The 22,914-nt window shown below is 70.8% G+C and carries 22 protein-coding genes; 15 read left to right on the top strand and 7 right to left on the bottom strand.

The features are described 5' to 3' along the window. Positions 1-15: 15 nt before the first annotated feature. From BLW78_RS07720 to BLW78_RS07710, 3 genes are all read right to left on the bottom strand, one after another. On the bottom strand, positions 16-1,704 hold the full coding sequence (locus BLW78_RS07720) for a putative bifunctional diguanylate cyclase/phosphodiesterase (protein ID WP_091678168.1): 1,689 nt from the start codon (positions 1,702-1,704) through the stop codon (positions 16-18). Next, positions 1,701-3,539: an ATP-binding protein gene (locus tag BLW78_RS07715; RefSeq protein ID WP_091678165.1), complete on the bottom strand. Its 1,839-nt coding sequence runs from the start codon at positions 3,537-3,539 to the stop codon at positions 1,701-1,703. The genes BLW78_RS07720 and BLW78_RS07715 overlap by 4 nt, the downstream gene beginning before the upstream one ends. Positions 3,540-3,829: 290 nt before the next feature. Continuing rightward, positions 3,830-4,030 carry a hypothetical protein gene (locus tag BLW78_RS07710; RefSeq protein ID WP_056522129.1) on the bottom strand — a complete coding sequence of 67 codons (201 nt, stop codon included), beginning with the start codon at positions 4,028-4,030 and terminating at the stop codon, positions 3,830-3,832. A gap of 190 nt (positions 4,031-4,220) precedes the next feature. Here BLW78_RS07710 and BLW78_RS07705 point away from each other — a divergent pair, with 190 nt between their 5' ends. The 3 genes from BLW78_RS07705 (at position 4,221) to BLW78_RS07695 (ending at position 6,095) form a co-directional block, all read left to right on the top strand. Beyond that, on the top strand, positions 4,221-4,463 hold the full coding sequence (locus BLW78_RS07705) for a hypothetical protein (protein ID WP_020091367.1): 243 nt from the start codon (positions 4,221-4,223) through the stop codon (positions 4,461-4,463). Positions 4,464-4,497: 34 nt separating this feature from the next. Further along, the gene (locus tag BLW78_RS07700; RefSeq protein ID WP_056522126.1) at positions 4,498-4,713 is read left to right on the top strand and encodes a hypothetical protein; all 216 of its coding nucleotides are present in this window, start codon (positions 4,498-4,500) and stop codon (positions 4,711-4,713) included. Between the two features lie 101 nt (positions 4,714-4,814). After that, entirely contained in the window at positions 4,815-6,095 is a 1,281-nt protein-coding gene (locus tag BLW78_RS07695; protein ID WP_020091369.1) for an O-acetylhomoserine aminocarboxypropyltransferase, read from the top strand. A 163-nt stretch (positions 6,096-6,258) separates the two neighbouring features. Here the strand turns inward: BLW78_RS07695 and BLW78_RS07690 are convergent, their stop codons facing one another. After that, on the bottom strand, positions 6,259-8,046 hold the full coding sequence (locus BLW78_RS07690) for an acyl-CoA dehydrogenase C-terminal domain-containing protein (protein ID WP_091678163.1): 1,788 nt from the start codon (positions 8,044-8,046) through the stop codon (positions 6,259-6,261). Positions 8,047-8,347: 301 nt separating this feature from the next. Between BLW78_RS07690 and BLW78_RS07685 the strand changes: the two genes are divergently transcribed. Continuing rightward, positions 8,348-11,605 (top strand): SEL1-like repeat protein, encoded by a 3,258-nt coding sequence (locus BLW78_RS07685; protein WP_091678160.1) that lies wholly within the window; start codon positions 8,348-8,350, stop codon positions 11,603-11,605. Between the two features lie 138 nt (positions 11,606-11,743). Then, positions 11,744-12,181, top strand: coding sequence for a DUF3429 domain-containing protein (locus BLW78_RS07680; protein WP_020091372.1), 438 nt, complete (start codon positions 11,744-11,746; stop codon positions 12,179-12,181). A 31-nt stretch (positions 12,182-12,212) separates the two neighbouring features. On the opposite strand, the gene BLW78_RS07675 is transcribed toward BLW78_RS07680, so the two are convergent. After that, positions 12,213-12,443 (bottom strand): hypothetical protein, encoded by a 231-nt coding sequence (locus tag BLW78_RS07675; RefSeq protein WP_020091373.1) that lies wholly within the window; start codon positions 12,441-12,443, stop codon positions 12,213-12,215. 150 nt (positions 12,444-12,593) lie between these two features. Between BLW78_RS07675 and BLW78_RS07670 the strand changes: the two genes are divergently transcribed. From BLW78_RS07670 to BLW78_RS07660, 3 genes are all read left to right on the top strand, one after another. Beyond that, a complete protein-coding gene (locus tag BLW78_RS07670; RefSeq protein WP_020091374.1) occupies positions 12,594-13,322 on the top strand; it encodes an autoinducer binding domain-containing protein in 729 nt (242 codons plus the stop codon). 175 nt (positions 13,323-13,497) lie between these two features. Beyond that, positions 13,498-14,121: an acyl-homoserine-lactone synthase gene (locus tag BLW78_RS07665; RefSeq protein WP_091678309.1), complete on the top strand. Its 624-nt coding sequence runs from the start codon at positions 13,498-13,500 to the stop codon at positions 14,119-14,121. Positions 14,122-14,123: 2 nt separating this feature from the next. Further along, positions 14,124-14,303 (top strand): hypothetical protein, encoded by a 180-nt coding sequence (locus BLW78_RS07660; RefSeq protein WP_020091376.1) that lies wholly within the window; start codon positions 14,124-14,126, stop codon positions 14,301-14,303. Positions 14,304-14,381: 78 nt separating this feature from the next. On the opposite strand, the gene BLW78_RS07655 is transcribed toward BLW78_RS07660, so the two are convergent. Then, positions 14,382-15,596, bottom strand: coding sequence for an NADP-dependent isocitrate dehydrogenase (locus BLW78_RS07655; RefSeq protein ID WP_020091377.1), 1,215 nt, complete (start codon positions 15,594-15,596; stop codon positions 14,382-14,384). Positions 15,597-15,802: 206 nt separating this feature from the next. Here BLW78_RS07655 and BLW78_RS07650 point away from each other — a divergent pair, with 206 nt between their 5' ends. Next, on the top strand, positions 15,803-16,588 hold the full coding sequence (locus tag BLW78_RS07650) for an RNA methyltransferase (protein ID WP_091678157.1): 786 nt from the start codon (positions 15,803-15,805) through the stop codon (positions 16,586-16,588). Here the strand turns inward: BLW78_RS07650 and BLW78_RS07645 are convergent, their stop codons facing one another. Further along, a complete protein-coding gene (locus BLW78_RS07645) occupies positions 16,589-16,774 on the bottom strand; it encodes a hypothetical protein (protein WP_056522110.1) in 186 nt (61 codons plus the stop codon). Positions 16,775-16,901: 127 nt separating this feature from the next. Between BLW78_RS07645 and ccmA the strand changes: the two genes are divergently transcribed. The 6 genes from ccmA to BLW78_RS07615 all read left to right on the top strand — a co-directional run bounded on the left by ccmA (position 16,902) and on the right by BLW78_RS07615 (position 22,896). Then, entirely contained in the window at positions 16,902-17,540 is a 639-nt protein-coding gene (gene ccmA, locus BLW78_RS07640; protein WP_091678155.1) for a heme ABC exporter ATP-binding protein CcmA, read from the top strand. Further along, the gene (gene ccmB / locus BLW78_RS07635; RefSeq protein WP_056522298.1) at positions 17,537-18,205 is read left to right on the top strand and encodes a heme exporter protein CcmB; all 669 of its coding nucleotides are present in this window, start codon (positions 17,537-17,539) and stop codon (positions 18,203-18,205) included. Before ccmA ends, ccmB begins: the two co-directional genes overlap by 4 nt. A 311-nt stretch (positions 18,206-18,516) precedes the next feature. Further along, positions 18,517-18,783, top strand: coding sequence for a 30S ribosomal protein S20 (gene rpsT, locus BLW78_RS07630; RefSeq protein ID WP_007561677.1), 267 nt, complete (start codon positions 18,517-18,519; stop codon positions 18,781-18,783). Positions 18,784-19,272: 489 nt separating this feature from the next. Then, positions 19,273-20,772 carry a chromosomal replication initiator protein DnaA gene (dnaA, locus tag BLW78_RS07625; RefSeq protein WP_091678152.1) on the top strand — a complete coding sequence of 500 codons (1,500 nt, stop codon included), beginning with the start codon at positions 19,273-19,275 and terminating at the stop codon, positions 20,770-20,772. Between the two features lie 279 nt (positions 20,773-21,051). Further along, on the top strand, positions 21,052-22,260 hold the full coding sequence (locus BLW78_RS07620) for an acetyl-CoA C-acetyltransferase (protein ID WP_091678307.1): 1,209 nt from the start codon (positions 21,052-21,054) through the stop codon (positions 22,258-22,260). Between the two features lie 120 nt (positions 22,261-22,380). Further along, a complete protein-coding gene (locus BLW78_RS07615) occupies positions 22,381-22,896 on the top strand; it encodes a hypothetical protein (RefSeq protein ID WP_056522105.1) in 516 nt (171 codons plus the stop codon). Positions 22,897-22,914: the final 18 nt, after the last annotated feature.

Genomic DNA, 22,914 nt, shown 5'->3' with positions numbered 1-22,914 from the left:
GGCCGCGCGCGGACGTCAGGCGCGCCGCATCAGGCTGGACGCGCGGAGGTCCGACGCGCGCAGGTCCGACGCGCGGCCGCGCGCGGCCGGACCGCGCGACCCGGCCATGCGCGGCGGCTCGGCCTGACGGATCTGGTCGAGCAGCAGCGGGCGCGCGAAGTAGTAGCCCTGGGCGCAGCGGATCTGCGTGGCGCCGAGCAGGTAGGCGACCTCCTCGAAGGTCTCGACGCCTTCGGCCACCACCGTCATGCCCAGCGCCGCACCGAGCGACTCGATCGCCTTCAGGACGATCTGGCTGCGCGGCCGCTTGTCGATGTCGGTGATGAACGAGCGATCGATCTTCAACTCGTCCGCGGTGATGTCCGCCAGGGCCGCGAGGGACGAGTAGCCGACGCCGAAATCGTCGATCGAGACGCGCGCGCCGATCGCCCGGATCTTCGGCAGGACCTCGCGCTGAAAGCGGCCCGTCGTGAAGAAGGCCTCCTCGGTCAGTTCGAGCACGAAGCGCTCCGCGAGTCCCGTCTCGCCGAGCGCCGCGCAGAAGGCGGTCATGAACGGCACGTCGCAGGCCTGTTTGGCGGCGATGTTGAGGCTCACGGTGACGTCGGGTCCGAAAACCTCGTCGATGTCGGGCATCGCCCGCACCGTCTCGGCCAGGAGCTGCAGGGTGATCTCGTTGATCAGCCCGAGCTCGATGGCGAGGGCGATGAAGTCGCCGGGCGCCTGGATCATGCCGACCTCGTCGCGCCAGCGCAGGAGCACCTCGACGCCCGTGACCGCGTGGGAGCGCATGTCGACCTTGGGCTGGAAGGCGCAGCAGAAGCAGCGGTCGCGGATCGCCAGCCGGAGGCGCTGCTCCACGGCCATGCGGGCCGTGGCGGCCTGGCTCATCGCGTCGTCGAAGACGCTGACGCCGCCCTTCAGCTCGCCCTTCACCCGGTACATCGCGTTGTCGGCCTGTCGGGCGAGGGTCTCGTAGCTGTCGCCGTGCTCCGGGAAGAGGCTGACGCCGATGGAGGCGGAGGCGAAGATCTCGTGCCCGTCGATGAAGAACGGCTGCTTCAGGCGCTCCGAGATGGCGCGCACGGCGGCCAGCGCCGCGTCCCCGTCGGTGATGGGAGCGAGGAGCAGCACGAACTCGTCGCCGCCGATCCGCGCCAGGAGGTCGCTCGGGCGCAGCGCGCCGCCGATCCGGTCGGACACCTTGCGCAGCAGGGCATCGCCCGCGGCGTGGCTGTAGTAGTCGTTGATGTGCTTGAAGTTGTCGAGATCGATGAAGGCCAGGGCGAATCGGTCCCCCGGCGCGGACCCAGCCAGGACATCCGCGATGCTCTGCTCGAACATCGTCCGGTTGGGCAGGCCGGTCAGGGCGTCGATGAAGGCCTTGGTGATCAGCTCCCGCTGGATCCGGTGATGGTGCGTGACGTCGATCAGGGTCGTCAGCGTGAAACCGTCCCGGTCTTCGGCGACCGGCCGCGTCCGCACCTCGAGCATCCGGTCGTCGACTGCCTCGACGGTCCCGGCGTCCCGGGCGCCGGCCGCCGCGGCGGGAAGCGCCTGGACGGCCCTGTCCCCGAGGGCGCGCGCGGCGGCGTTGGCGAGGACGCAGTGACCCTGGCCGTCATGGACCACGACCCCGACGGGTAGCGCCTGGATGGCGGCCTCGAGCAAATTTCGACGCTCCGGGAAAGCGGGCTCGCTCATGCTCCGCCCTGCTGCCACAGAGGCTTGGCAGTCTGTGTGCCGGTCTGAGCGCCGGTCTGAGCTTGGTCGCCGCCCTCCAGGGGGCGGCGGAGGAGGCGGCGATGCACCTGTTCGAGGGCGGCGCCGTGCGGGCTGTCCGAGCCCGCCTCGCGCCCGAGGCGCGCCGCCGCGGCCGGATCGCCGTCGTACCCGGCGACCTTGTTCATGGTGGCGCCGCGCCAGCGCTCGACGACGGCGCCGACGAAGGCCGCGCCAGCGACGGTCGCGTCGTCCTCGGCGGCCCTGCCGCTCGCGTCGTTGCGCGGGTGACGGGCCGACGGCAGCGGCCGGAAGGTCATCCGCGCCGGGATCGGGACGCCCTCGCCGAAGGCGATGACCTCGCCGGTGCCCAGCGACGGCACGAAGGTGAGGAGGTTGGCGGCGTCCGAAACGGCCGCGGCTAAAAAGGCCTGGTCGCGCGCGTTGGTCATGCGCATGGCGAACAGGGTGCTGCATTGCGACATGATCGTCGCGTCGAGCTCGGCCGGGCGCTGGGTGACCAGCCCGAGATGGACGCCGTGCTTGCGGCCCTCGCGGGCGATCCGCGCCAGGGCGCGCCGCGTCGGCGTGAAGCCCACCGACCGGTCGGCCGAGGCGAAGCGGTGGGCCTCCTCGCAGACGAACAGCAGCGGGACGGCGCCCTCGCTCCAGATGCCGAACTCGAAGGCGAGGCGGCACAGCACGCACACGACGGCGTCGACGACCTCCATCGGCAGACCGGCGAGCTGCATGATCGTCATCGGCCGCCCGTCGGGATCGAGCCGGAACAGGTGCGCCAGAATCTCGCCCATCATGTCGCCGCCGACATTGGCGTTGTCGAACATGAAACCGTGCCGGGGATCGTTCCGGATCGCCTCGATCCGGGTGATCAGCCGGTGATAGTGCATCCGGGAGACGCGGTTCTCGAGCCGACCCATCCGCTCGTCGATGAGCGCGAGCAGATCCTGCAGCATGTAGGGGACTGGCGTGTCGACCGTGTAGCCGGCGCCCTTGCCGAAGGGCCGCTTCACGATCTGGCGGTCGCTCGCCTCCTTGTACTGCCCGTACTTGCTCTTCGCGAGGGGGATCACCTCGGCCAGGATCTCGATTTCCTCGTCCACGGCCGGCCTGCCGCCGTAGATGACGTCGGCGATCTCCTCGAGGTTGAACAGCCAGAACGGCAGCTTGAGGGTCCGCGGGCTGATGACGCTCGCGCGGTCGCCGAAGCTGGCGGCGTACTCGTTGTGCACGTCCAGCAGGAAGACGCGCACGGACGGTCGCGCCCGCATCACCTCGTCGAGGATGACGGTGACGCCGCTTGACTTCCCGACACCGGTCGCGCCGAGCACCGCGAAGTGCTTGGAGAGCAGGTCGTCGATCTTAATGCAGGCCGGGGTCTCGGGATCCTGGTAGAGCGCGCCCACGGCCGCCGTGCCGGTCGCCGAGACCTGATGGACGATCCGGAGGTCGGTGGCGGACAGGAGTTCCACATCGTCGCCGATCGCCGGGTAGCAGCTCACGCCGCGGCTGAAGCGGTGCGCGCCGTGTGCCGCGTGGATCTCGCCGAGCAGGTCGAGGCTCGCGTAGGCGCCCGGCCGGTGCCCGCGCTCGCTGCCCGAGGACAGCGTGGTGACGATGCCGACGAGAATCGCCTCTCCGGCACGGATCCGGACCAGATTGCCGACGGTGACGCGCACCCTGGGCCGGCCGCCCTGCACGATGAGTTCGAGATGGACCTTGGATCCCTCGATCGACGTCACCGCGCCCATGGGCGACGCGGCATCGTCGTGCCGGACCGTTCCGTCGCCGCTCAGCATCGTTCGCACCCTGGTCAGAAACAGAATCGGCGCGATACTGGTCGGGCGTGATTAAAGTTCTGACAAAGAAATATGGTCAGCGAAACAATGCTTAACCGATGCCTTACGGCTCGTGAGCATCGTCAAGGTTGTATTTGATCGCCGCCGCGACGGTCGCGCGGGAGGACGCGGACCGGTCGGCGCATGATCCAGCGGGATCGTCTGCCATCGACATGCCGGCGCGGCGCGGAAACACCCGCGCACATACCACATGGAAGGTCGTGCCCGCCCCAGCCGGTCGCGGCCGCAGCCTACGCGACCTGACCGTCGCCGAAATGCTCGCGCATCCAGCACTCTCCGGAGATCCGCGCTCCGTTCTGCGTCACGAACGCGTAGGGCGAGTGTTCCACAACTGCGCCGCCGCGGCTGCGGATGATCCAGCGAAAACACCGCGGATCGTCCAGGCACGGGACGATCTCGACGGTATGAGAGCGCGTGATTTCGGTCGTCATGACCGGTAAACGCTCGAGCGCGGGACTCCGCTCCACGGATCGTGTGTGGAAGGTTACCGAGCGGTGTGGGCGCGCACGCCAGTTGGACCTGTCCGTCAGGTTCCGTGGCCGGAACCTTCCCCACCGCGGCCCGGTTCGGGCCGAGCCCTCCGGCCGGGCGCGACCCGGCTCCGCGCGACAAGGATGCTGCATGCCGATCAAGGCCCTCAACGACCGCAAGAAGCTGTCGAACGACTTCAACGAGGCCAACGACGCCTTCATCGACGAGGTGCTGAGCGCGCTCCAGGGCGGCCGAATTCCGGTCGATCTTGCCCGCGCCTACCTCGCGCATCCGGTCGCGATGATGCACACGGACGGGGCGCAGGCCGTCGCCAACTACTTCGAGCGCATGCTGGCCCAGCGCCCGAACATCGACTGGACGCCGGGCGCCTGAGCGCGGCGAGGCACCCCGAGGAGAAGGAGCGCGGATGACCGCCGACGAGATCGAGGATCTGAACCGGGCGCGCGCCGCCCTGGCCCGCCAGCGGAACGCCATCGCGCGGCGCCTGGGCGGCCTCGACCTGGCGCCGATCTCCATGGCCGAGGATCTGACCCGGACCCTGCTCGCCATCGAGGCCGTGGACCGCGCCCTGGTCGATGCGGGCCAGCCGCATATCGACATCGGCCACCGGCCGGACGCCTAGGGATTGCGGCGCGCTCGGTCGCGGACGAGTCTTCGCGCCAGAGTCTTGCGCCGCACTCCCAGGCGTGCGTACAGGCTCGGGTGCTCTGAGGAGACCCGACGATGTCCGACCGCATGCCCGGCTTCAACACGCTGGCGATCCACGCGGGCGCCGCCCCCGACGCGGCCACCGGCGCGCGGGCGACGCCGATCTACCAGACCACCAGCTTCGTGTTCGACGACGTCGACCACGCCGCGTCGCTGTTCGGGCTCCAGGCCTTCGGCAACATCTACACGCGGATCACCAATCCGACGAACGCTGTCCTCGAGGAGCGCATCGCCGCGCTCGAAGGTGGGACCGCAGCTTTGGCGGTGGCCTCCGGCCACGCGGCCGAGTTCCTGACCATGCACGCCCTGATGCAGCCGGGCGACGAGTTCGTGGCGTCTAATAAGCTCTACGGCGGCTCGATCAACCAGTTCAACCACTCGTACAAGAACTTCGGCTGGTCGGTGGCCTGGGCCGACAACGACGACCCCGCCTCGTTCGAGGCGGCGATCACGCCGCGCACCAAGGCGATCTTCTGCGAATCGATCGCCAATCCCGGCGGCGTCATCACCGACCTGGCAGCGCTGTCGCAGATCGCCAAGAAGCACAACATCCCGCTCGTCGTCGACAACACCATGGCGACGCCGTACCTGATCCGGCCGTTCGAGCACGGCGCCGACATCGTGGTGCACTCGGCGACCAAGTTCCTCGGCGGCCACGGCAATTCGATCGGCGGCCTGATCGTCGACGGCGGCTCGTTCCAGTGGGCCGGCGACGCCCGCTACCCGATGATGAGCCAGCCGCGGCCGGAATATTCCGGCATGGTGTTGGCCGAGACCTTCGGCAATTTCGGCTTCGCCATCGCCTGCCGGGTGCTGGGCCTGCGCGATCTCGGACCGGCGCTGTCGCCGTTCAACGCCTTCCTGATCCTGAACGGGATCGAGACGCTGCCGCTGCGCATGCAGCGCCACTCCGACAACGCGCTGACGGTGGCCAAGCACCTGTCGACGCATCCGGCGGTGTCGTGGGTCAGTTATCCCGGCCTGGAGACCGACCGGTACCATCAGCTCGCCCGGCGCTACACGCCGAACGGCGCGGGGGCCGTCTTCACCTTCGGGCTCAAGGGCGGCTACGACGCGGGCGTCAAGCTGGTGTCGAGCCTGCAGCTGTTCTCGCACCTCGCCAATATCGGCGACACGCGCTCCCTGATCATTCACCCGGCCTCGACGACCCACCGCCAGCTCACCGACGCGCAGAAGACCGCCGCGGGTGCGGGACCCGACGTGGTGCGGCTGTCGATCGGCCTGGAGGATCCGGCCGACCTGATCGAGGATCTGGACGCGGCGCTCGGTGCGTGAGCCCGGCGACATCGCGAGCGCGGTGAAGCGACCCAGGGCGGCGCGACGTCATTGAGCGGGGCGCGACCCTGGTTTGCTTCGCTCCGCTCGCAAGGACGGCGGTGCTTCCGGCGATCTGACCAGAAGCCGCCGGCTGGCGCGAGGCGCACAGCCGGCGGGCTGCTCAGAACGCCTCCGCCTCCAGCGCCATGGTGCTCTCGGCCCCGGCCTTGATCCGGTTGAGGCGCAGGGCGGTCTCCGGCAGCATCCGCTCCATGAAGAACCGGCCGCTCGTGAGCTTCGACTCCCAGCGGGGGGAGGGGGCCTCGGCGTGCTTGGCCTGGGCGGCCTTGGCGATCTTCGCCCACATGTAGCCGAGGGCCACGAGGCCGAAGAGGTGCATGAAGTCGGTCGCGCCGGCGCCGGCATTGTCGGGCTTGCTGAACGCGTTCTGCATCAGCCACATCACGGCACCCTGGAGGTCGTTTAGCCCGGCCTGGAGCGGCTTGGTGAACGGCGCCATGGCGGGATCCTCGCCGTGGTCCTTCAGGAAGGTCTGGACCTCGCCCAGGAAGGTCATCATCGCCCGGCCGCCGTCCTTCGGCAGCTTGCGGCCGATCAGGTCCATGGCCTGGATGCCGTTGGCGCCCTCGTAGATCATGGCGATGCGGGCATCGCGCACGAACTGCGACATGCCCCATTCCTCGATGTAGCCGTGGCCGCCGAGGAGCTGCTGGGCCTCGACCGCGTTGGCGAAGCCGCGGTCGGTGAATACGCCCTTCACCACCGGGGTCATCAGGCCGAGATGGTCGTCGGCGGCCTGCCGCTCCTTGGCATCCTCGGAGCGGTGCAGGATGTCGGCCTGGAGCGCGGTCCAGAGCATGAGGGCCCGGGCCGCCTCGTTGAAGGCGCGGATCTGCATCAGCGTGCGGCGCACGTCCGGATGGACGATGATCGGGTCGGCGGCCTTCTCGGGCGCCTTGGCGCCGGTCAGCGCCCGGCCCTGGAGCCGGTCCTTCGCGTAGGCGGCGGCATTCTGGTAGGCGACCTCGGACTGGCCGAGGCCCTGGACGCCCACCGCGAGCCGCGCCTCGTTCATCATCACGAACATGGCGTTGAGGCCGCGATTCTCCTGGCCCACGAGCCAGCCCGTAGCCCCGTCGTAGTTCATCACGCAGGTGGCGTTGCCGTGGATGCCCATCTTGTGCTCGAGGGAGCCGCAGGACACGCCGTTGCGCGCCCCGAGGGACCCGTCGGCGTTCACCAGGAATTTCGGCACCACGAACAGCGAGATGCCCTTTGTGCCGGCGGGCGCGCCCTCGATCCGCGCGATGACGAGGTGCACGATGTTCTCGGCGAGGTCGTGCTCGCCGGCCGAGATGAAGATCTTGGTGCCGGTGATGCTGTAGGAGCCGTCGCCGTTCGGCACGGCCTTGGTCTTGAGAAGCCCGAGATCCGTGCCGCAATGCGGCTCGGTCAGGTTCATGGTCCCGGTCCAGGCGCCCTCGACCATCTTGGGCAGGTACAGCGCCTTCTGCTCCTCCGAGCCGTGGACCAGCAGCGCCGCCATCGCGCCCTGCGTCAGGCCGGGATACATGCCGAAGGCGAGGTTCGCGCCCGAGGCGAATTCCTGGATCGCCGTGTTAAGGGTGTGCGGCAGGCCCTGGCCGCCATAGGCCTCCGGCACCGACAGGCCCATCCAGCCGCCGCTGGCGTAGGTGTCGTAGGCGGCCTTGAAGCCGGTCGGCGTGCGCACCGTCCCGTCGGCCTCGCGGCGGCAGCCCTCGACGTCGCCCGTGCGGTTGAGCGGGGCGAGCACCTCCTCGGCGAGCTTCGCCCCCTCGCGCAGGACGGCCTCGACCACGTCGGGCGAGGCGTCGGCGAAGCCCGCCAGGTTGTCCCGGGCATGGAAGTCGAGGACCTCGGTGAGCAAGAACAGCGTATCCTCGACCGGAGCGCGATACTGCGGCATCTCTGGCTTCCCCCGTCTGGTGCGGGCCTCTCGGAACGGCCCGCCGCGTTGGCCGCATGTAAACGCCGCGCCGCTCCCGGAGCAACGGCTCCGCCCGCCCGGAGCGCGACAGGCGCGGCCGTTCCTCAGCAGCCGCGTGGTCGCGGCCATTACCGGGCCCATCAAACCTTAACTTCGTGTTTACCAAGAAAGTTAATGGTCACGCTCGAACGATCCGACGCGTGCGTCCGTGGATACCGAATTCCGGTCCCGCTCTGCGCCGAGGAAACGGACGCCGAACGCTGCCGACGACAGGCCACCGATGACCCGCAACGCGATGCCGCAGCTCGACAGTTTCGATCCCGAGGTGCTCGACGCGGCCCGCGACGTGGCGGCGCGGGCCGGGGTCCCGCTCGAGACCTGGATCGCGTCGGTGGTGCCGCAGCAGCAATCGGCCGGTCAGGGAAATCGCCGGCACCGGCGGCGCCACCGCGCCGAGCAGCTCGCTCTCGGCGGCAACCGGCCCGAGGCCTCGGCCGAGCGCGCCCTCCCGCCGGCCTCGCCCGACCAGCGGGCTCACGGGACGGCGCAGCGCGCCGAGGGCTACGGCGACGGTATCGCCGCTCTGATGGACCGCCTCGACGGTCTCGACCGCGCCCTCGACCACGAGCGGCGCGCCGCCCAGGACGCCGAGGCGCGCCGCCTCGCGGAGATCGAGGCCCGCATCGAACGCGCCCTGAAGGCGGCCCCCGTCCAGCAAGTCACCGAGCGACTCGGCGACATCGAGCGCCGCATGTCCCAGCTCGGCGAGCAGGTCGCGGCGACCCGGCCGCCCGGCCGTCGCCCGCGTCCCGCCGCCGCCGACATCCGCAGCGCCGTCCAGGACATCCGCCAGCGCCAGCGCGAGCTGGCACAGGGCGCCGAGCCGGCGCTCGCCGCGTCCGCGGCCGATGGCGGCGTCGTCGCCAGCATGCGCCTGGACCTCGCCCGCCGTCTGGAGGCGCGGATCGAGGAGGGCGTCGCCCCGTCGACCGCCCTGATCGAGCTTCAGGAGGAGACCACGCGCCTGCGCGAGGCGATCAACCAGCTCGCGACGAGCCGGGACATCGGCGCCCTCGAGCAGGCCGTCGTCACCCTGGCGAGCGGCATCGAGCGCGCCCAGGCGGGGACCGATCTCACCGCCATCGCGGTGCCGATCGAGCAGGTCCGGGCCCAGGTCGAGCGCCTCGCCGAGGAGGTGGCCGAGAACGTCCACAGCCGCGTCGCGGAGGACGTCCGGCGCCTCGCCGAGCGCCTCGACACCGCCGCCGCGACCGGCGCCGCCGGTCCGGACGACCGGACCCTCGCGGGCCTGTTCGCCGAACTCGAGGAGATCCGCCGTCAGATCGCCGCGCTCGCCGGCCCGGAGCGCATCCAGGGTCTCGCGCAGAGCCTGCAGGCGGTGAGCGCGCAGATCGCCCAGCTGCAGCGGACGGCCGCCGGTCCGGACCTGCGGCCGATCCTGGAGGAGATCCGCAGCGACGTGAAGATCGCCGCGCCGGCGGCGCTGGCGGAGCAGATCCAGGCACTCGCCGAGAAGGTCGACGTGCTCTGCGCGCGGGACGACTGGTCCGAGCGCACCGGCGACGTGAACGTGGCCCGCTCGGGCGACATGGCCTCCATCCACGCCATGCTCCGCAGCCTCGCCGAGAAGGTCGATCAGGTCGGCACCCGGTCCGAGCACGAGGGCCTCGACGCCCTTGAGCGGCAGGTGATCTCGCTGGCCGGCCGCCTCGACGCGCCGCACAGCGCCGATCCGGCGCTGGCCGGGCTGGAGCGCACGATGGGCGACCTGCTGCGGCAGGTCACGGCGCTCCGGGAATCGGCGCCGAGCGAGGCCGTGGTGGAGCGTGCCGCCCGCAACGCGGTCGCCCAGACCCTTCAGACATCCGGCCTCGGTGCCGCCGAGTCCGGCGAGATCGGCCTCCTGCGCGCCAGCCTCGCGGACATGCAGGCCCGGCAGGTGGCCTCCGATCAGCGCCTCGGCGCGACCCTCGACGGGGTTCAGTCGGCCCTGGAGCGGCTCCTCGTCCGGCTCGGGCCCGCCGAGGCCGTCCCGGCGCGGGGGCCGTCCCTCGACGAGCGCCTGATGTCGTCGACGAGCCCGGATGTGGCCCTCGCGCCCGTCGAGGCGCGCGCAAGGTTGCGGCGCGACGGTGCCGAGGCATCTCGCCTGGCCGACGATCTTCTGGAGCCCGGCAGCGGCCGGCCGCCGCGCGAGCCGCGCGCTGCCCGCGAGCCCTCCGCCCGCCGGGCCGCGCAGGAGCGCCTCGGCGACGTCGTCGCCGCGCGATCCGCGGCCGATTCCAAGTCCGAGACCGACATCAAGACCAGCTTCATCGCGGCCGCGCGCCGGGCGGCCCAGGCTGCCCAGGCGGAGCTGGCCACCGAGGCGCCCGCCGAGCGCCGGGAAGCCCGGAGTGACCGGGTCGCCGCTCTCCAGGGGGCAGCGACCGGCCGCCTCGGACGGTTGCGCGCCGAGATCGATCGCCGGCGCCGGCCGCTGCTGCTCGGCCTCGCGGCCATCGTGCTGGCTCTCGGCGCGCTCCAGGCGATCACCATGCGGGGCGCAAACGAGCCGCGGCCGGCGGCTCCGACGAGCCAGGTCGCGCCGTCCCGCGGCGATGCCGCGGAGGTCCAGAAGGACAATGCGGACGTCTCCAAGGACGCTTCGAAGGACGCCGCCAAAGAGAGCGCGGAGTCGAAGCCGGCGCCGGCTGATCCGACGACGACCCAGTCTCTGCCCAACTCCGGTCCCCCGGACGCCCGGCCCAATGCCAAGGCGGCGGTGCCGCAGGTCTCGGGGATGAACAGCCTGCAGGCCGAGTTCGGCAACCTGCCGCCGGCGCTGGCGAAGGTGAAGCTCGCCGCCCTCGACGGTGACGGCGCGTCGATCTGGGACCTCGCGACGCGGGAGGCCGATGGCCGCGGCATGCCGCGCGATCTGTCGATCGCCGCCAAGCTCTTCGAGAAGCTGGCCGCGGCCGGCTACGCGCCCGCCCAGTACAAGGTCGCGGGCCATTACGAGAAGGGTTCGGGCGTCGTCCGCGACCTCGACAAGGCGAAGCTCTGGTACGGCCGCGCCGCCGAGCAGGGCCACGCCCGTTCCATGCACAATCTGGCGGTGCTCTACGCCGAGAACCCGGCCGCCAACGGCAAGCCGGATTTCGCCTCCGCGGCCTCGTGGTTCCGGCAGGGCGCCGAGTTCGGCGTCCGCGACAGCCAGTACAATCTCGGCGTCCTCTACGCGCGCGGCCTCGGCCTGACGCAGGACCTGATCCAGTCCTACGCATGGTTCTCCGCCGCCGCGAGCCAAGGCGACGACGATGCCGGCAAGAAGCGCGACGACGTGGCCAACAAGCTCAGCCCCGCCGACCTCGCCAGCGCCAAGAGCCTCGCGGCGAACTTCAAGCCGCGAAAGATCGACGCGGCGGTCAACGAGCCGCCCGCGCCGAAGATGCCGGCGAGCGCGCCGATGTCCCTCCTCGGCGCGCCGATGCCCGGCGCTGTCCCGTTCTCGGCGCCGCCGCGCCGGAGCTGACGCCGCTCCGGGCCCGCGGCCCGGCCGCGGGTCCGACCTTGACCGCCACGCCGCGATGCGGGAACGCTGCGGCAGGGCGGCGTCGGACCGGGGTCGGATCGCGCGGGTCGCCAACCCTTGCCGATGCCCGGAGGATGGATGGCGCACCGGAACTCTGTCCCGATCGGCGCAATCGTTCTCGGCGTGGCCGGACTCATCCCGTTCCTGGGCTTCGCTGCCCTGGCGGTGTCGGGCACGGACGGCGGCCTGAGCAGCATCGGCCTGTCGCCGCGCACCATCCTGTCGGCCTACGGCGCCGTGATCGCCTCGTTCCTCGGCGGGATCCGCTGGGGCGCCGCCGCGGCGCGCAATGGCGGCAACGGCGATTATCTCGTGGCCATCGTGCCGTCCCTGGTCGCCTGGGCCGCGATGGCCGCCCCCGCACCGTGGGACCTGCGCATCCTCGGCGGCCTCGTGCTCGCCTGGGGCCTCATCGATCAGGATCTGCCCCGCCGCGGGCTCACGCCCCTCTGGCTCGGCCGCCTGCGCCTGGTCCTCTCGGGCGTCGCCGGGGCCGCGCTCCTCGTGGCGGCCTGACCGCGGAGCGGCGGCCGTGCGGCACGCGCCGTCAGGTCTCGCGGCTCATCTCGCGCAGCAGGTTCAGGACGGCGGTGCGGCGCGCCGGCGACTTGATCGCCTGGAACAGCGCGGCGACCTCCGCGCAGTCGCGCGCGTCCTGGTCCGCCGCGGTCTCGTCGGGCCGCTCCGTCTGGAGGAAGTAGGTCGGACAGACATTCAGCGTGGCTGCGATCCGTTCCAGTAGCCAGCGCGTCGTCGGCGGGGTCGCGTCGTCAGTCATACCGTTGAAACTCGCACTCCGCCCGCTGGACCGATTCAAACGGCAGAGCTTTCCGCGCCTACCCTAGCCTTTCAGCGGCGGCGATGCCATCCTCAGGTTGCGTTCGACTCATCATTTGTCGCAGTGCGTGCATCAATTTCGAGCTAGGGCATGCCGCATTCGAAGCACCTCGACAGGACCTTCAGCGTGTTGCGCGATCTGGAACGGGCCGCCTCGCCCGACGAGATCGCGCGGCTCCTGGTCGACGCCTTCACCCGCTACGGGGTCTCGTACATCATGGCCGGGATCGTCCCGGAACCCGGCCTGCCGAAGCGGCGGCACGCCGGGTTCGTGCTCGCGAGCACCATGCCGGAGGGCTGGGCCCGCCGGTACGTGACGCAGGGCTACGCGCTCCACGACCCCACGGTCCGGCGGCTGTGCACCACGGCGACGCCGTTCGACTGGAGCGCCGTGCTGCCGGATACCCCGACGGCCGGGCGCGTCATGAACGAGGCCGGCGATTTCGGCATACGCGCGGGCATCACGATCCCGTTCGTGACCCTCGACGGCGAGCCGGGCGGGATCAGCGTCTCGGGGGAGCGGATCGAGATCGATCCGGCCGAGCGCGTCGCCCTCAACCTCGTCGCGACCTACGCGGTCGGTCAGCTGCTGCTGATGAACAGCCGGCCGGCTGGGCGCGCGCCGGTGCGCCTCTCGCCGCGGGAGCGCGAGACCCTGCAATGGGCGGCGGAGGGCAAGACCGACGTCGAGATCGGCATCGTCATGGGCATCACTGCCGCCGGCGTCGACTACCATCTGCGCTCGGCCCGGGCGAAGCTCGACACCGTCAACCGCGCCCACACCGTGGCGCAGGCGCTCCGAGCGGGTCTGATAACCTAGAGAACGCGCCACGCGGTCCGCACATTCCGCGGCCCGGCATCGGTGAACGCGGTTCGGACCGCGGCAAGTCCTTGGCGCCGCTGGCGGCTGCGCTCGCGGACCCTACGGTTTCTCGTAGTACACAGCCCCCGGTGAAACGACGAAAACTCACGCCAGACCAACGTGAGGTTTGCTCGTGATCCACATCGTCACCCCCGCCAACGCGGATCGCTACGCCGACGCGATGGAGCAGGCCTGGCGCCTGCGCCACGACATCTTCGTCGCCGAGAAGGGCTGGAGCGAGCTGGCCAGGCCGGACGGCCGCGAGATCGACCAGTTCGACACGCCGCACGCGATCCACTTCCTCGCCATGGAGGACGACACCGTCGTCGGCTACAGCCGGCTCCTGCCGACCACGCGCCCGCATCTCCTGTCGGACGTCCTGCCGCAGCTCTGCGAGGGCGAGCGGCCAGTCGGCCCCCAGATCTGGGAATGGACCCGCCAGGGCGTCGCTCGCTCGCACCGGGCCAAGGGCCGCGTCGTCAATCCGGTCTCGATCGCGCTGCTCACCGGGATCGTGGAGTGGGGCCTCGCCCATGGGGTCAACAGCCTGCTGCTGCAGATGCCGACCCTCTACATGATCCACGTCATCCAGCTGCATTTCCGCCCGCAGCCGCTCGGCCTGCCCGTCCAGATCGCCGGCGAGGAGATCATGGCGGCGACCGCCCGGTTCGACGCCCGCACCCTGGCCAAGCTCCGCGCCGTCCGCGGCGACAGTCGCTCGGTCCTCATCTCCGAACCCGCTTACCTGGTGGCCTGAACATGATCTTCGACAGCAAGGATACCGCGCTGGACGCGCTCGCCGCGCAGTGCCTGCGGGTTCGCGAACTCATCGACTCGGTCGGCGATCCGCTGATGCGGGCCGCCATCGACCTCCTGCTTCTCGAGGTCGCCCGGGCCCTCGCCCAGACGGGTCCGCAGGATCAGGCGAGCGGCGCCTGAGGCGCCGGCGGCACGCGGATGTGAAAGCGGCGGGCGTCCCGGAGGGCGCCCGCCGCTTTTCGCGTCGAGGCTGGAGCCTCAGGCGCCCATCGCGGTCTTCAGGTTCTGGTCGACCTTGTCGAGGAAGCCGGTGGTCGAGAGCCACTTCTGGTCCGGTCCGACGAGGAGGGCGAGGTCCTTGGTCATGTGGCCGGCCTCGACCGTGTCGACGCAGACCTTCTCCAGGGTGGCGGAGAACTTCGCCAGATCGTCGTTGCCGTCGAGCTTGGCGCGGTGCGAAAGGCCCCGGGTCCAGGCGAAGATCGACGCGATCGAGTTGGTCGAGGTCTCGCGGCCCTTCTGGTGCTCGCGGTAGTGGCGGGTGACGGTGCCGTGCGCGGCCTCGGCCTCGACGGTCCGGCCGTCCGGCGTCATCAGCACAGAGGTCATCAGGCCGAGGGAGCCGAAGCCCTGCGCGGCCGTGTCGGACTGCACGTCGCCGTCGTAGTTCTTGCAGGCCCAGACGTAGCCGCCCGACCACTTCAGGCAGGAGGCCACCATGTCGTCGATCAGGCGGTGCTCGTAGGTGATGCCGAGCGGCTTGAACTTCGACTCGAACTCCTCCTCGTAGACCTTCTGGAACAGGTCCTTGAACCGGCCGTCATAGGCCTTGAGGATCGTGTTCTTGGTCGACAGGTAGACCGGGTACTTGCGCGCGAGGCCGTAGTTCATCGAGGCGCGGGCGAAGTCGATGATCGACTGGTCGAGGTTGTACATCGACATCGCGACGCCGGCCTCGGGGAACTTGAACACCTCCTTCTCGATGACCGTGCCGTCATCGCCCTCGAACTTGATGGTCAGGCGGCCCTTGCCGGGCACCTTGAAGTCCGTGGCGCGGTACTGGTCGCCGTAGGCGTGGCGGCCGATCACGAAGGGCTGGGTCCAGCCGGGCACCAGGCGGGGCACGTTCTTGCAGATGATCGGCTCGCGGAAGATCACGCCGCCCAGGATGTTGCGGATCGTGCCGTTGGGCGAGCGCCACATCTCCTTGAGGCCGAATTCCTGCACTCGCTGCTCGTCGGGGGTGATGGTGGCGCACTTCACGCCGACGCCGTGGCGCTTGATCGCCTCGGCGGCGTCGACCGTGACCTTGTCGTTGGTGGCGTCGCGGTGCTCGACGCCGAGGTCGTAATACTCGAGATCGACGTCGAGATAGGGGTGGATGAGCTTGTTCTTGATCTCGGCCCAGATGATCCGGGTCATCTCGTCGCCGTCGAGCTCGACGACGGGGTTCGCTACCTTGATCTTCGCCATGGACCGATGCCTTCCCGCGTTGTCCCCGCGCACGGCATGCAAGGGCCGTGCGGTCGTTTTCCCGAGTGGCCTGACGGGCGCCCCGGGCCGGAATCGCCCCGCGACATAGCGCGGCCCTTCCGGCGACGGAAGGCGGGCGCTGTCATCCGGGCGGCATCGTCACTCGGCCCTCGACGGGCGCGGGCCCGCCGTGCCAGACGGCCGCCATGACGAGCCGAGACGCACAGGGCGACGCCCCCGAGGTTTCCCCGAGGAAGGTCACCGAACTGCCGCCCGGGATCGCCCCCACGGTGATCTTGGTGGAGCCGCAACTCGCCGAGAATATCGGCATGACCGCCCGCGCCATGGCCAATTTCGGCCTCTCGGAGCTGCGCCTCGTCAACCCGAAGAACGGCTGGCCCAAGAAGGGCGTGCGTGAGGCGGCCTCGGGCGCGACACACGTCCTGGACGCGGCCACGATCTACGGCAGCGTCGCCGAGGCCGTCGCCGACTGCCGGTACGTGCTGGCGACCACGGCGCGGGAGCGCGGGCAGATGAAGCGGGTCTTCGCACCCGATGAGGCCATGGGCGAGCTCGCGGCGCGCGAGGGCCAGCGCACCGCAGTGATGTTCGGCCGCGAGCGGGTCGGCCTCACCAACGACGAGGTGTCGCTCGCCGACGCGATCGTCACCTTCCCGGTCTCCCCGGACTTTCCCTCGCTCAACCTCGCCCAGGCGGTGCTGCTCGTCGGCTACGCGTGGCGGCAGGCGAGCGGCCGGGCGCGCCTGCCCTTCACGGGCGAGCTGCTCTCGCCGCCGGCGAGCCGCGAGGCGCTGATCGCGCTGTTCGGGAGCCTGGAGGCGGCGCTCGACGGGGCCGGCTTCTACCCGCCGGAGAAGAAGGAGATCATCGCCCGCAACATGCGCGACATGCTCCACCGCATGAGCCTGACCGAGCAGGACGTCCGGACGTTTCGCGGGGCGCTGCGGGCCCTGGCGCGGAAGGGCGGCTGATCAGCCGGAGGCCGGCGTCATCTCCGGCGGCTTGCCGCCGCCGAAGCAGCGGCCGACCGCCTCCCAGAACGCCGTCTGCTCCTCGGGGGTGCACTGCGCCATGCGCGCCTCGACCTTGGCGCGTCCCGCCACCGCGTCGGGCGTCGCGGCGACCTCGGTCTCGCTCGGGTTCCTCGCCTCGGCCATGGGCAATCCTCCGTTGCAGAACGAAAGCGCAGCTGGGCCGTGCGGTTCCGTTCCGCGGCGCAATCGGGCATGGAGTCGGCGATTCGCGGAGCGGCCGCGCGGTGGCGGGAAGAGGGCGGGGTATCGGGTGCGGCTCAGCGTGGACAATCTGGCCTGCCGCCGCTCCGGCCGCCGCATCTTCGCCAACCTGTCCTTCGCCCTTGGACCCGGCGACGCCCTGGCGATCACCGGGCGGAACGGCGCGGGCAAGTCGAGCCTCCTCGCCATCCTGTCGGGCCGGCTGCGGGCCGATGCCGGGCGGGTCGACGTCTCCGACGTCGGCGAGGCGAGCCTGCCCGAGTGCCTCCACGCGGTCGGCCACCGCGACGGGCTGAAGAGCTCGCTCACGGCGGGCGAGAACCTCCTGTTCGCCCAGCGGCTCCTGGGAGCGCCGCGCCTGGACCCGCGCGCCGCGCTGGAGCGGCTCGGCCTCGGCCACGCGCACGACCTGCCGGTGGCTTATCTCTCGGCGGGCCAGCGGCGGCGCGTGGCCCTGGCGCGGCTCCTCGTCTGTGCCCGGCCGCTCTGGCTCCTGGACGAGCCGACCGCCGCCCTCGACACGGCCTCGCAGGCGGTGCTCGCCGAGCTGATGGAGGGCCATCGGGCCGGCGGCGGTCTCGTGATCGCCGCCACCCACCAGTCGCTCGGCCTCGCCGGCGCGGCCGAGCTGCGCATCGAGACCGCGGCCGCGGCACCGGTCGCGGACGTGCTGGAGGAGTGGGCGTGATTCGCGCGGTCCTCGCCCTCGTCGCCCGCGACCTGCGCCTCGCCGGCCGGGTCGGCGGTTCCGGCGCCCTGTCGCTGGTCTTCTTCCTGATGATCGTCGCGCTGGTGCCCTTCGCCCTCGGGCCCGACCTCAACCTGCTGTCGCGGATCGGCCCGGCGATCCTGTGGCTCGCCGCCGTTCTGGCCACGCTGATCGGCCTCGACCGCCTGTTCCAGGCCGACGAGGAGGACGGCTCCCTCGACCTGATGACCGCCGCGCCGGTGCCCCTCGAGCTTGTGGTGCTCGGCAAGGTCGCGGCGCACTGGCTGACCACGGGCCTGCCGCTCGCCCTGGCCGCGCCGCTCTTCGGGCTGCTGGTGGCCCTCGACGGCACCGCCATGGGCGCGACGTCCCTGACGCTGCTCGCCGGCACCCCGGCCCTGAGCTTCATCGGCGCGGTGGGCGCGGCGCTCACCGCCTCGATTCGCCGGGGCGGCCTGATCCTGGCCGTGCTGGTCCTGCCGCTGATGATCCCGACGCTGATCTTCGGCGTCTCGGCCGCGCAGGCGGCGAGCGGCGGCACGGTGCCGTTCCTCGTGCCGCTGGCGGTGCTGGCGGCGCTGACGCTGATCGCCGCCGTGGTCGGGACGCTGGCGGCGGCGGCGGCCCTGCGCTGGCCCGAATAGCCGGAGCGCTCCTGCGAGAGCCGGCCGGCGCCCGTCATCGTCGCGGCGATGCGGCCTCCCGCGATCCGACGTCTTCGGGGAGGTCTGCCGGATGCGTCCCGGCGCCCGGACTGAGGCCGAGGCCCGCGATCCGGTTTCGCCCCCGAGCGCGTTGACGCGCGGCGCCCCCCTGACTATAGAAGCCGCTTCGCCGAGGGGCCGCGCTTTCGCGCGCGCTGCGTCTCGGCCATCGCCAGACAACCTGACGCGACGACCGATTTCCGGCACAGCCGGCCCGTCGGCATCGCCCGACGAGAAACACGAGGACGTACATGGCCAACACCGCTTCGGCCAAGAAGATGACCCGCAAGATCGCCAAGCGCACGGCGATCAACCGCTCGCGCCGCTCGCGCATGCGGACCTTCGTCCGCAAGGTCGAGGAGGCCATCGCCACCGGTAACCAGCAGGACGCGCTGGCCGCACTCCGCGCCGCCGAGCCCGAGATGATGCGCGCCGCCCAGCACGGCATCGTTCACAAGAACAACGCCTCGCGGAAGGTCTCGCGCCTCGCCGCCCGCGTGAAGGCGCTCGCCGCCTAAGACGCCACGCACCACCGAGACGGTCTCGAGCCCGGCCTTCGCGCCGGGCTTTTTCGTGCGCGCTATCCGGATCGGGCCGCGCGCTGCCGGCGGCGCCATGAGTCCAAAGCGTTAACCCTATCCAAGAATCGGCACGATTGCGGTTCCCGGAAACGGCGTGTAACTTAACAGAAATTGACACCGGACAAGCAAAACACGACGATTTCGGGACTCCAGCGAATCGATCTGATTCGCCAAGACTCTAGCCGCCGTGTTCAGCTCCCGCGGGAACACTTGCGAATGGGAATCGGCGCCGTCCCCACAAGTCCCACTGTTAAAGGAACCGTAGGTAATTGTTGATAGGCTCTCCCAATCGGCAAAAGTTCCTCGCGGTGGGGTTGACTCCGTCCAGAGGACTCTGTCCCGCCCGTTCTTGCGGGACGCTGAGGGCGTAATTCGTGCGTACGCGCCGCCTGCGGGATTCCGTGGGCAGCGTCGGGAGAGCCAGTGATGCGTGTCGACGGAACGGTGGCGAGCGACGACGACGGGGGCCGCAACGACGGCGGCGGCAACACGGATTACGGGTCTGCCTGGGCCCGGGTGAAGCGCCGGCTGCGGGCCGAACTCGGCGAGGACGTGTTCGCCAGCTGGTTCGCCCGGCTGGAGCTGGAGGCCGTGGCCGGCGGAACGGCCCGCCTGACGGTCCCGACCCGCTTCCTGAAGAGCTGGATCGAGTCGCACTACCTCGACCGCGTCCTCAACACCTTCAAGGCCGAGGTCGAGGAGATCGCGCGGATCGAGGTCGGCGTGCGCGGGACCGGGGCGCCGGTCCGTCCGGTCGCCGTCGGAGCCGCGAAGGCAGGCCCGGTCAGCGGCCCGCTCGCCCGCCTCCACGCGACCAGCGCGCCGATGCCGGTCGCCGCGGTCGCACCGACGCCCGAGGCGCGCGGCGCCGAGGCCGGCGGTGACCTGAGCGGCACGCCGCTCGACGCGCGGCTGACCTTCGCGAGCTTCGTGATCGGGCGCTCGAACGCGCTGGCGCACGCCGCCGCCGAGCGGGTCGCCAATCACCAGGGGGAGGGCGCGCTCTACAACCCGCTCTACCTCCACGCGGGCGTCGGGCTGGGCAAGACCCACCTGCTGCACGGGATCGGCCACGCCGCCCGCGAGGCCGGCCGCCGGGTGATCTACCTGACCGCCGACCGCTTCATGTACGGCTTCGTCAACGCCCTGAAGACCCAGTCGGCGCTCGCCTACAAGGAGCGGCTGCGGGGCATCGACCTGCTGATCCTGGACGACGTCCAGTTCATCCAGGGCAAGTCGATCCAGGCCGAGTTCGGCCACACGATCAACGCGCTCATCGATGCCGGCCGTCAGGTCGTGGTCGCCTCCGACCGGCCCCCGACCGAACTCGAGGCCCTGGACGAGCGGGTGCGCTCGCGGCTCGGCGGTGGCCTCGTGGTCGAGATCACGGCCCTCGACGAGGCCCTGCGCGTCTCGATCCTGTCGGCACGCCTCGCCGCCGTGCGGGCCGCGCATCCGGGCTTCGACGTCTCGCCGCAGGTGGCGGCCTACGTGGCCCGCGCGATCACCGCCAACGGCCGCGACCTCGAGGGCGCGGTCAACCGCCTGCTGGCCCACGCCACGCTCACCGGCACCGCCGTGACGATGGAGACGGCCGAGAGCGCGATCCGCGACCTCGTGAAGAACCGCGAGCCGAAGCGGATCAAGATCGAGGACATCCAGAAGCTGGTCGCCTCGCGCTACAACGTCTCGCGGTCCGACATCCTGTCGGAACGGCGCACCGCCGCGGTGGTGAAGCCGCGCCAGATCGCCATGTACCTGTCGAAGGTCCTGACGCTGCGCTCGCTGCCGGAGATCGGCCGCCGCTTCGGAGGCCGCGACCACACCACGGTGCTGCACGCCGTGCGTAAGATCGAGAAGCAGATCGGCGAAGATTCGGTGCTCGGCGACGAGGTCGAGCTGCTGAAGCGGATGCTTCAGGACTAGTCGAACGCGCAAGATTTCCCGCAACGCGCCCGGGATGAGTTTGCTCTTTCAGGAGCAGGTTCGATCCGGGCGGGTGCGGGGACGGCCGGGCATCCGGCTGATCTGGCCGAGCCCGCACGAGCACGACCAAACCACCCCCGCTGTCACGCGCCCTTCGCCAGCTCCCCGCTATCGGGGCTGGCCGAGGGCGCGCGCGCCGTGGCAGACTGGCGCGAACCGAGACGGCCCTGTAAGGCCGCGTCGCCGACCGGCGAAGATCGACGCCCCGGGGGAGTGCTGATGACGGACGCCTTCATCTACGACCACGTTCGCACGCCGCGCGGGCGCGGCAAGGCGGACGGCTCCCTCCACGAAGTCACCGCCCTGCGCCTCGCCGAGACCGCGCTCCGCGCCCTCAAGGACCGCAACGGACTCGATACCGGCCTCGTCGACGACGTGGTGCTGGGCTGCGTCGATCCGGTGGGCGAGGCGGGGGGCGACATCGCCCGCGCTGCCGCCCTCGTGGCGGATTACGGCGCGCACGTCCCAGGCGTGCAGATCAACCGCTTCTGCGCCTCCGGCCTCGACGCGGTGAACTTCGCCGCCGCGCAGGTCATGAGCGGCCAGCACGAGATGGCGGTGGGCGGCGGCGTCGAATCGATGAGTCGCATCGGCATCGGCGCCTCGGGCGGCGCCTGGCCGGTCGACCCGGCGATCGCCATCAAGTCCTACTTCATGCCGCAAGGCGTCTCGGCCGACCTGATCGCCACCAAGTACGGCTTCACACGGGACGATTGCGACGCCTACGCGGTCCGCTCCCAGGAGCGCGCCGCGAAATCCTGGGGTGAGGGGCTGTTCGACCGCTCGGTGGTTCCGGTCCGCGACGTGAACGGCATCACGCTGCTCGACCGCGACGAGCACATGCGCCCCGGCACCGACATGCAGTCGCTCGCCGCGCTGAAGGCCTCGTTCGTGCAGATGGGCCAGATGGGCGGCTTCGACGCCGTCGCGACGGACGCGCATCCGGACGTGGAGAGCGTCGAGCACGTCCACCACGCCGGCAACTCCTCCGGCATCGTCGACGGCGCCGCCGCCGTGCTGATCGGTTCCCGCGCTGCCGGCGAGGCCGCGGGCCTGCGCCCGCGCGCCCGGATCCGCGCCTTCGCCAATATCGGGTCCGACCCGGCCCTGATGCTTACCGGGCCGGTGGACGTCACCCGCAAGGTGCTGGCGAAGTCGGGCCTGAGCCTCTCGGACATCGACCTGTTCGAGGTCAACGAGGCCTTCGCGGCCGTGGTCCTGCGCTTCTGCCAAGCCTTCGACCTCAACCCGGAGGCGGTCAACGTAAACGGCGGGGCCATCGCCCTCGGCCACCCGCTCGGCGCCACCGGCGCGATGATCCTCGGAACCGTGCTCGACGAGCTGGAGCGGACCGGCAAGGAGCGCGCGCTGGTCACGCTGTGCATCGGCGCCGGCATGGGCACCGCGACCATCATCGAGCGGGTGTGAACCCCCGCGCGGCCGGGAGCGGCGCCGCGCCGCTCCCCAAAGTCCGGGAACGCTGCTAGAGGCGCGGGCGACGCTCGGCCCTTTCGTGGTCCGGACGATAAAACAACGGGAGACAAGCCCTTGAACCGCCTGATTGCGACGCTCTGTCTGGGCGTCACCCTGAGCCTGCCGGTGGCCGCTCGCGCCGATGACGCGGCGGACCGCGTCGCCGCGGCCACCAACCTCGTCAACAAGACCCTGATCAAGAACCTCCAGACCGGGTTCAACGTCGCCCTCGAGAAGACCGTGGCGCCGATGCCGGAGGCCCGCGCCGAAGCCGTGCGCAAGGAGCTGCTGGACGAGTTCGAGAAGCAGCGGACCCTCATGGTCCAGGGGCTCTCGAAGGACTACGCCGAGAAGTTCAGCCTCGCCGAGCTCAAGCACCTCGACGAGATCTACTCGGACCCGACCTACCTCAAGTTCCAGACGATGAACGCCGACCCGAACTCGTCGGTGACGGCGATCTCGCAGAACTCCGTCACCAAGCTGCTCAACATGCTGGCGGTGGCCGCGGCGACCGACAACGGACCGAAGCCCGGCGCCCCGCCGGCGCCGACGGTTCCGCCGGCCGCGGCTCCGGCCCCGGCGCCGAAGTAGGCGATGAACGCCGCGCGC

The sequence above is a fragment of the Methylobacterium sp. 275MFSha3.1 genome, assembly GCF_900108435.1.
In the GTDB taxonomy this organism is placed as follows: Bacteria; Pseudomonadota; Alphaproteobacteria; order Rhizobiales; family Beijerinckiaceae; genus Methylobacterium.
The sequence above is the reverse complement of the archived record's forward strand: the minus strand, read 5'-3'. Positions and strand labels throughout refer to the sequence as shown.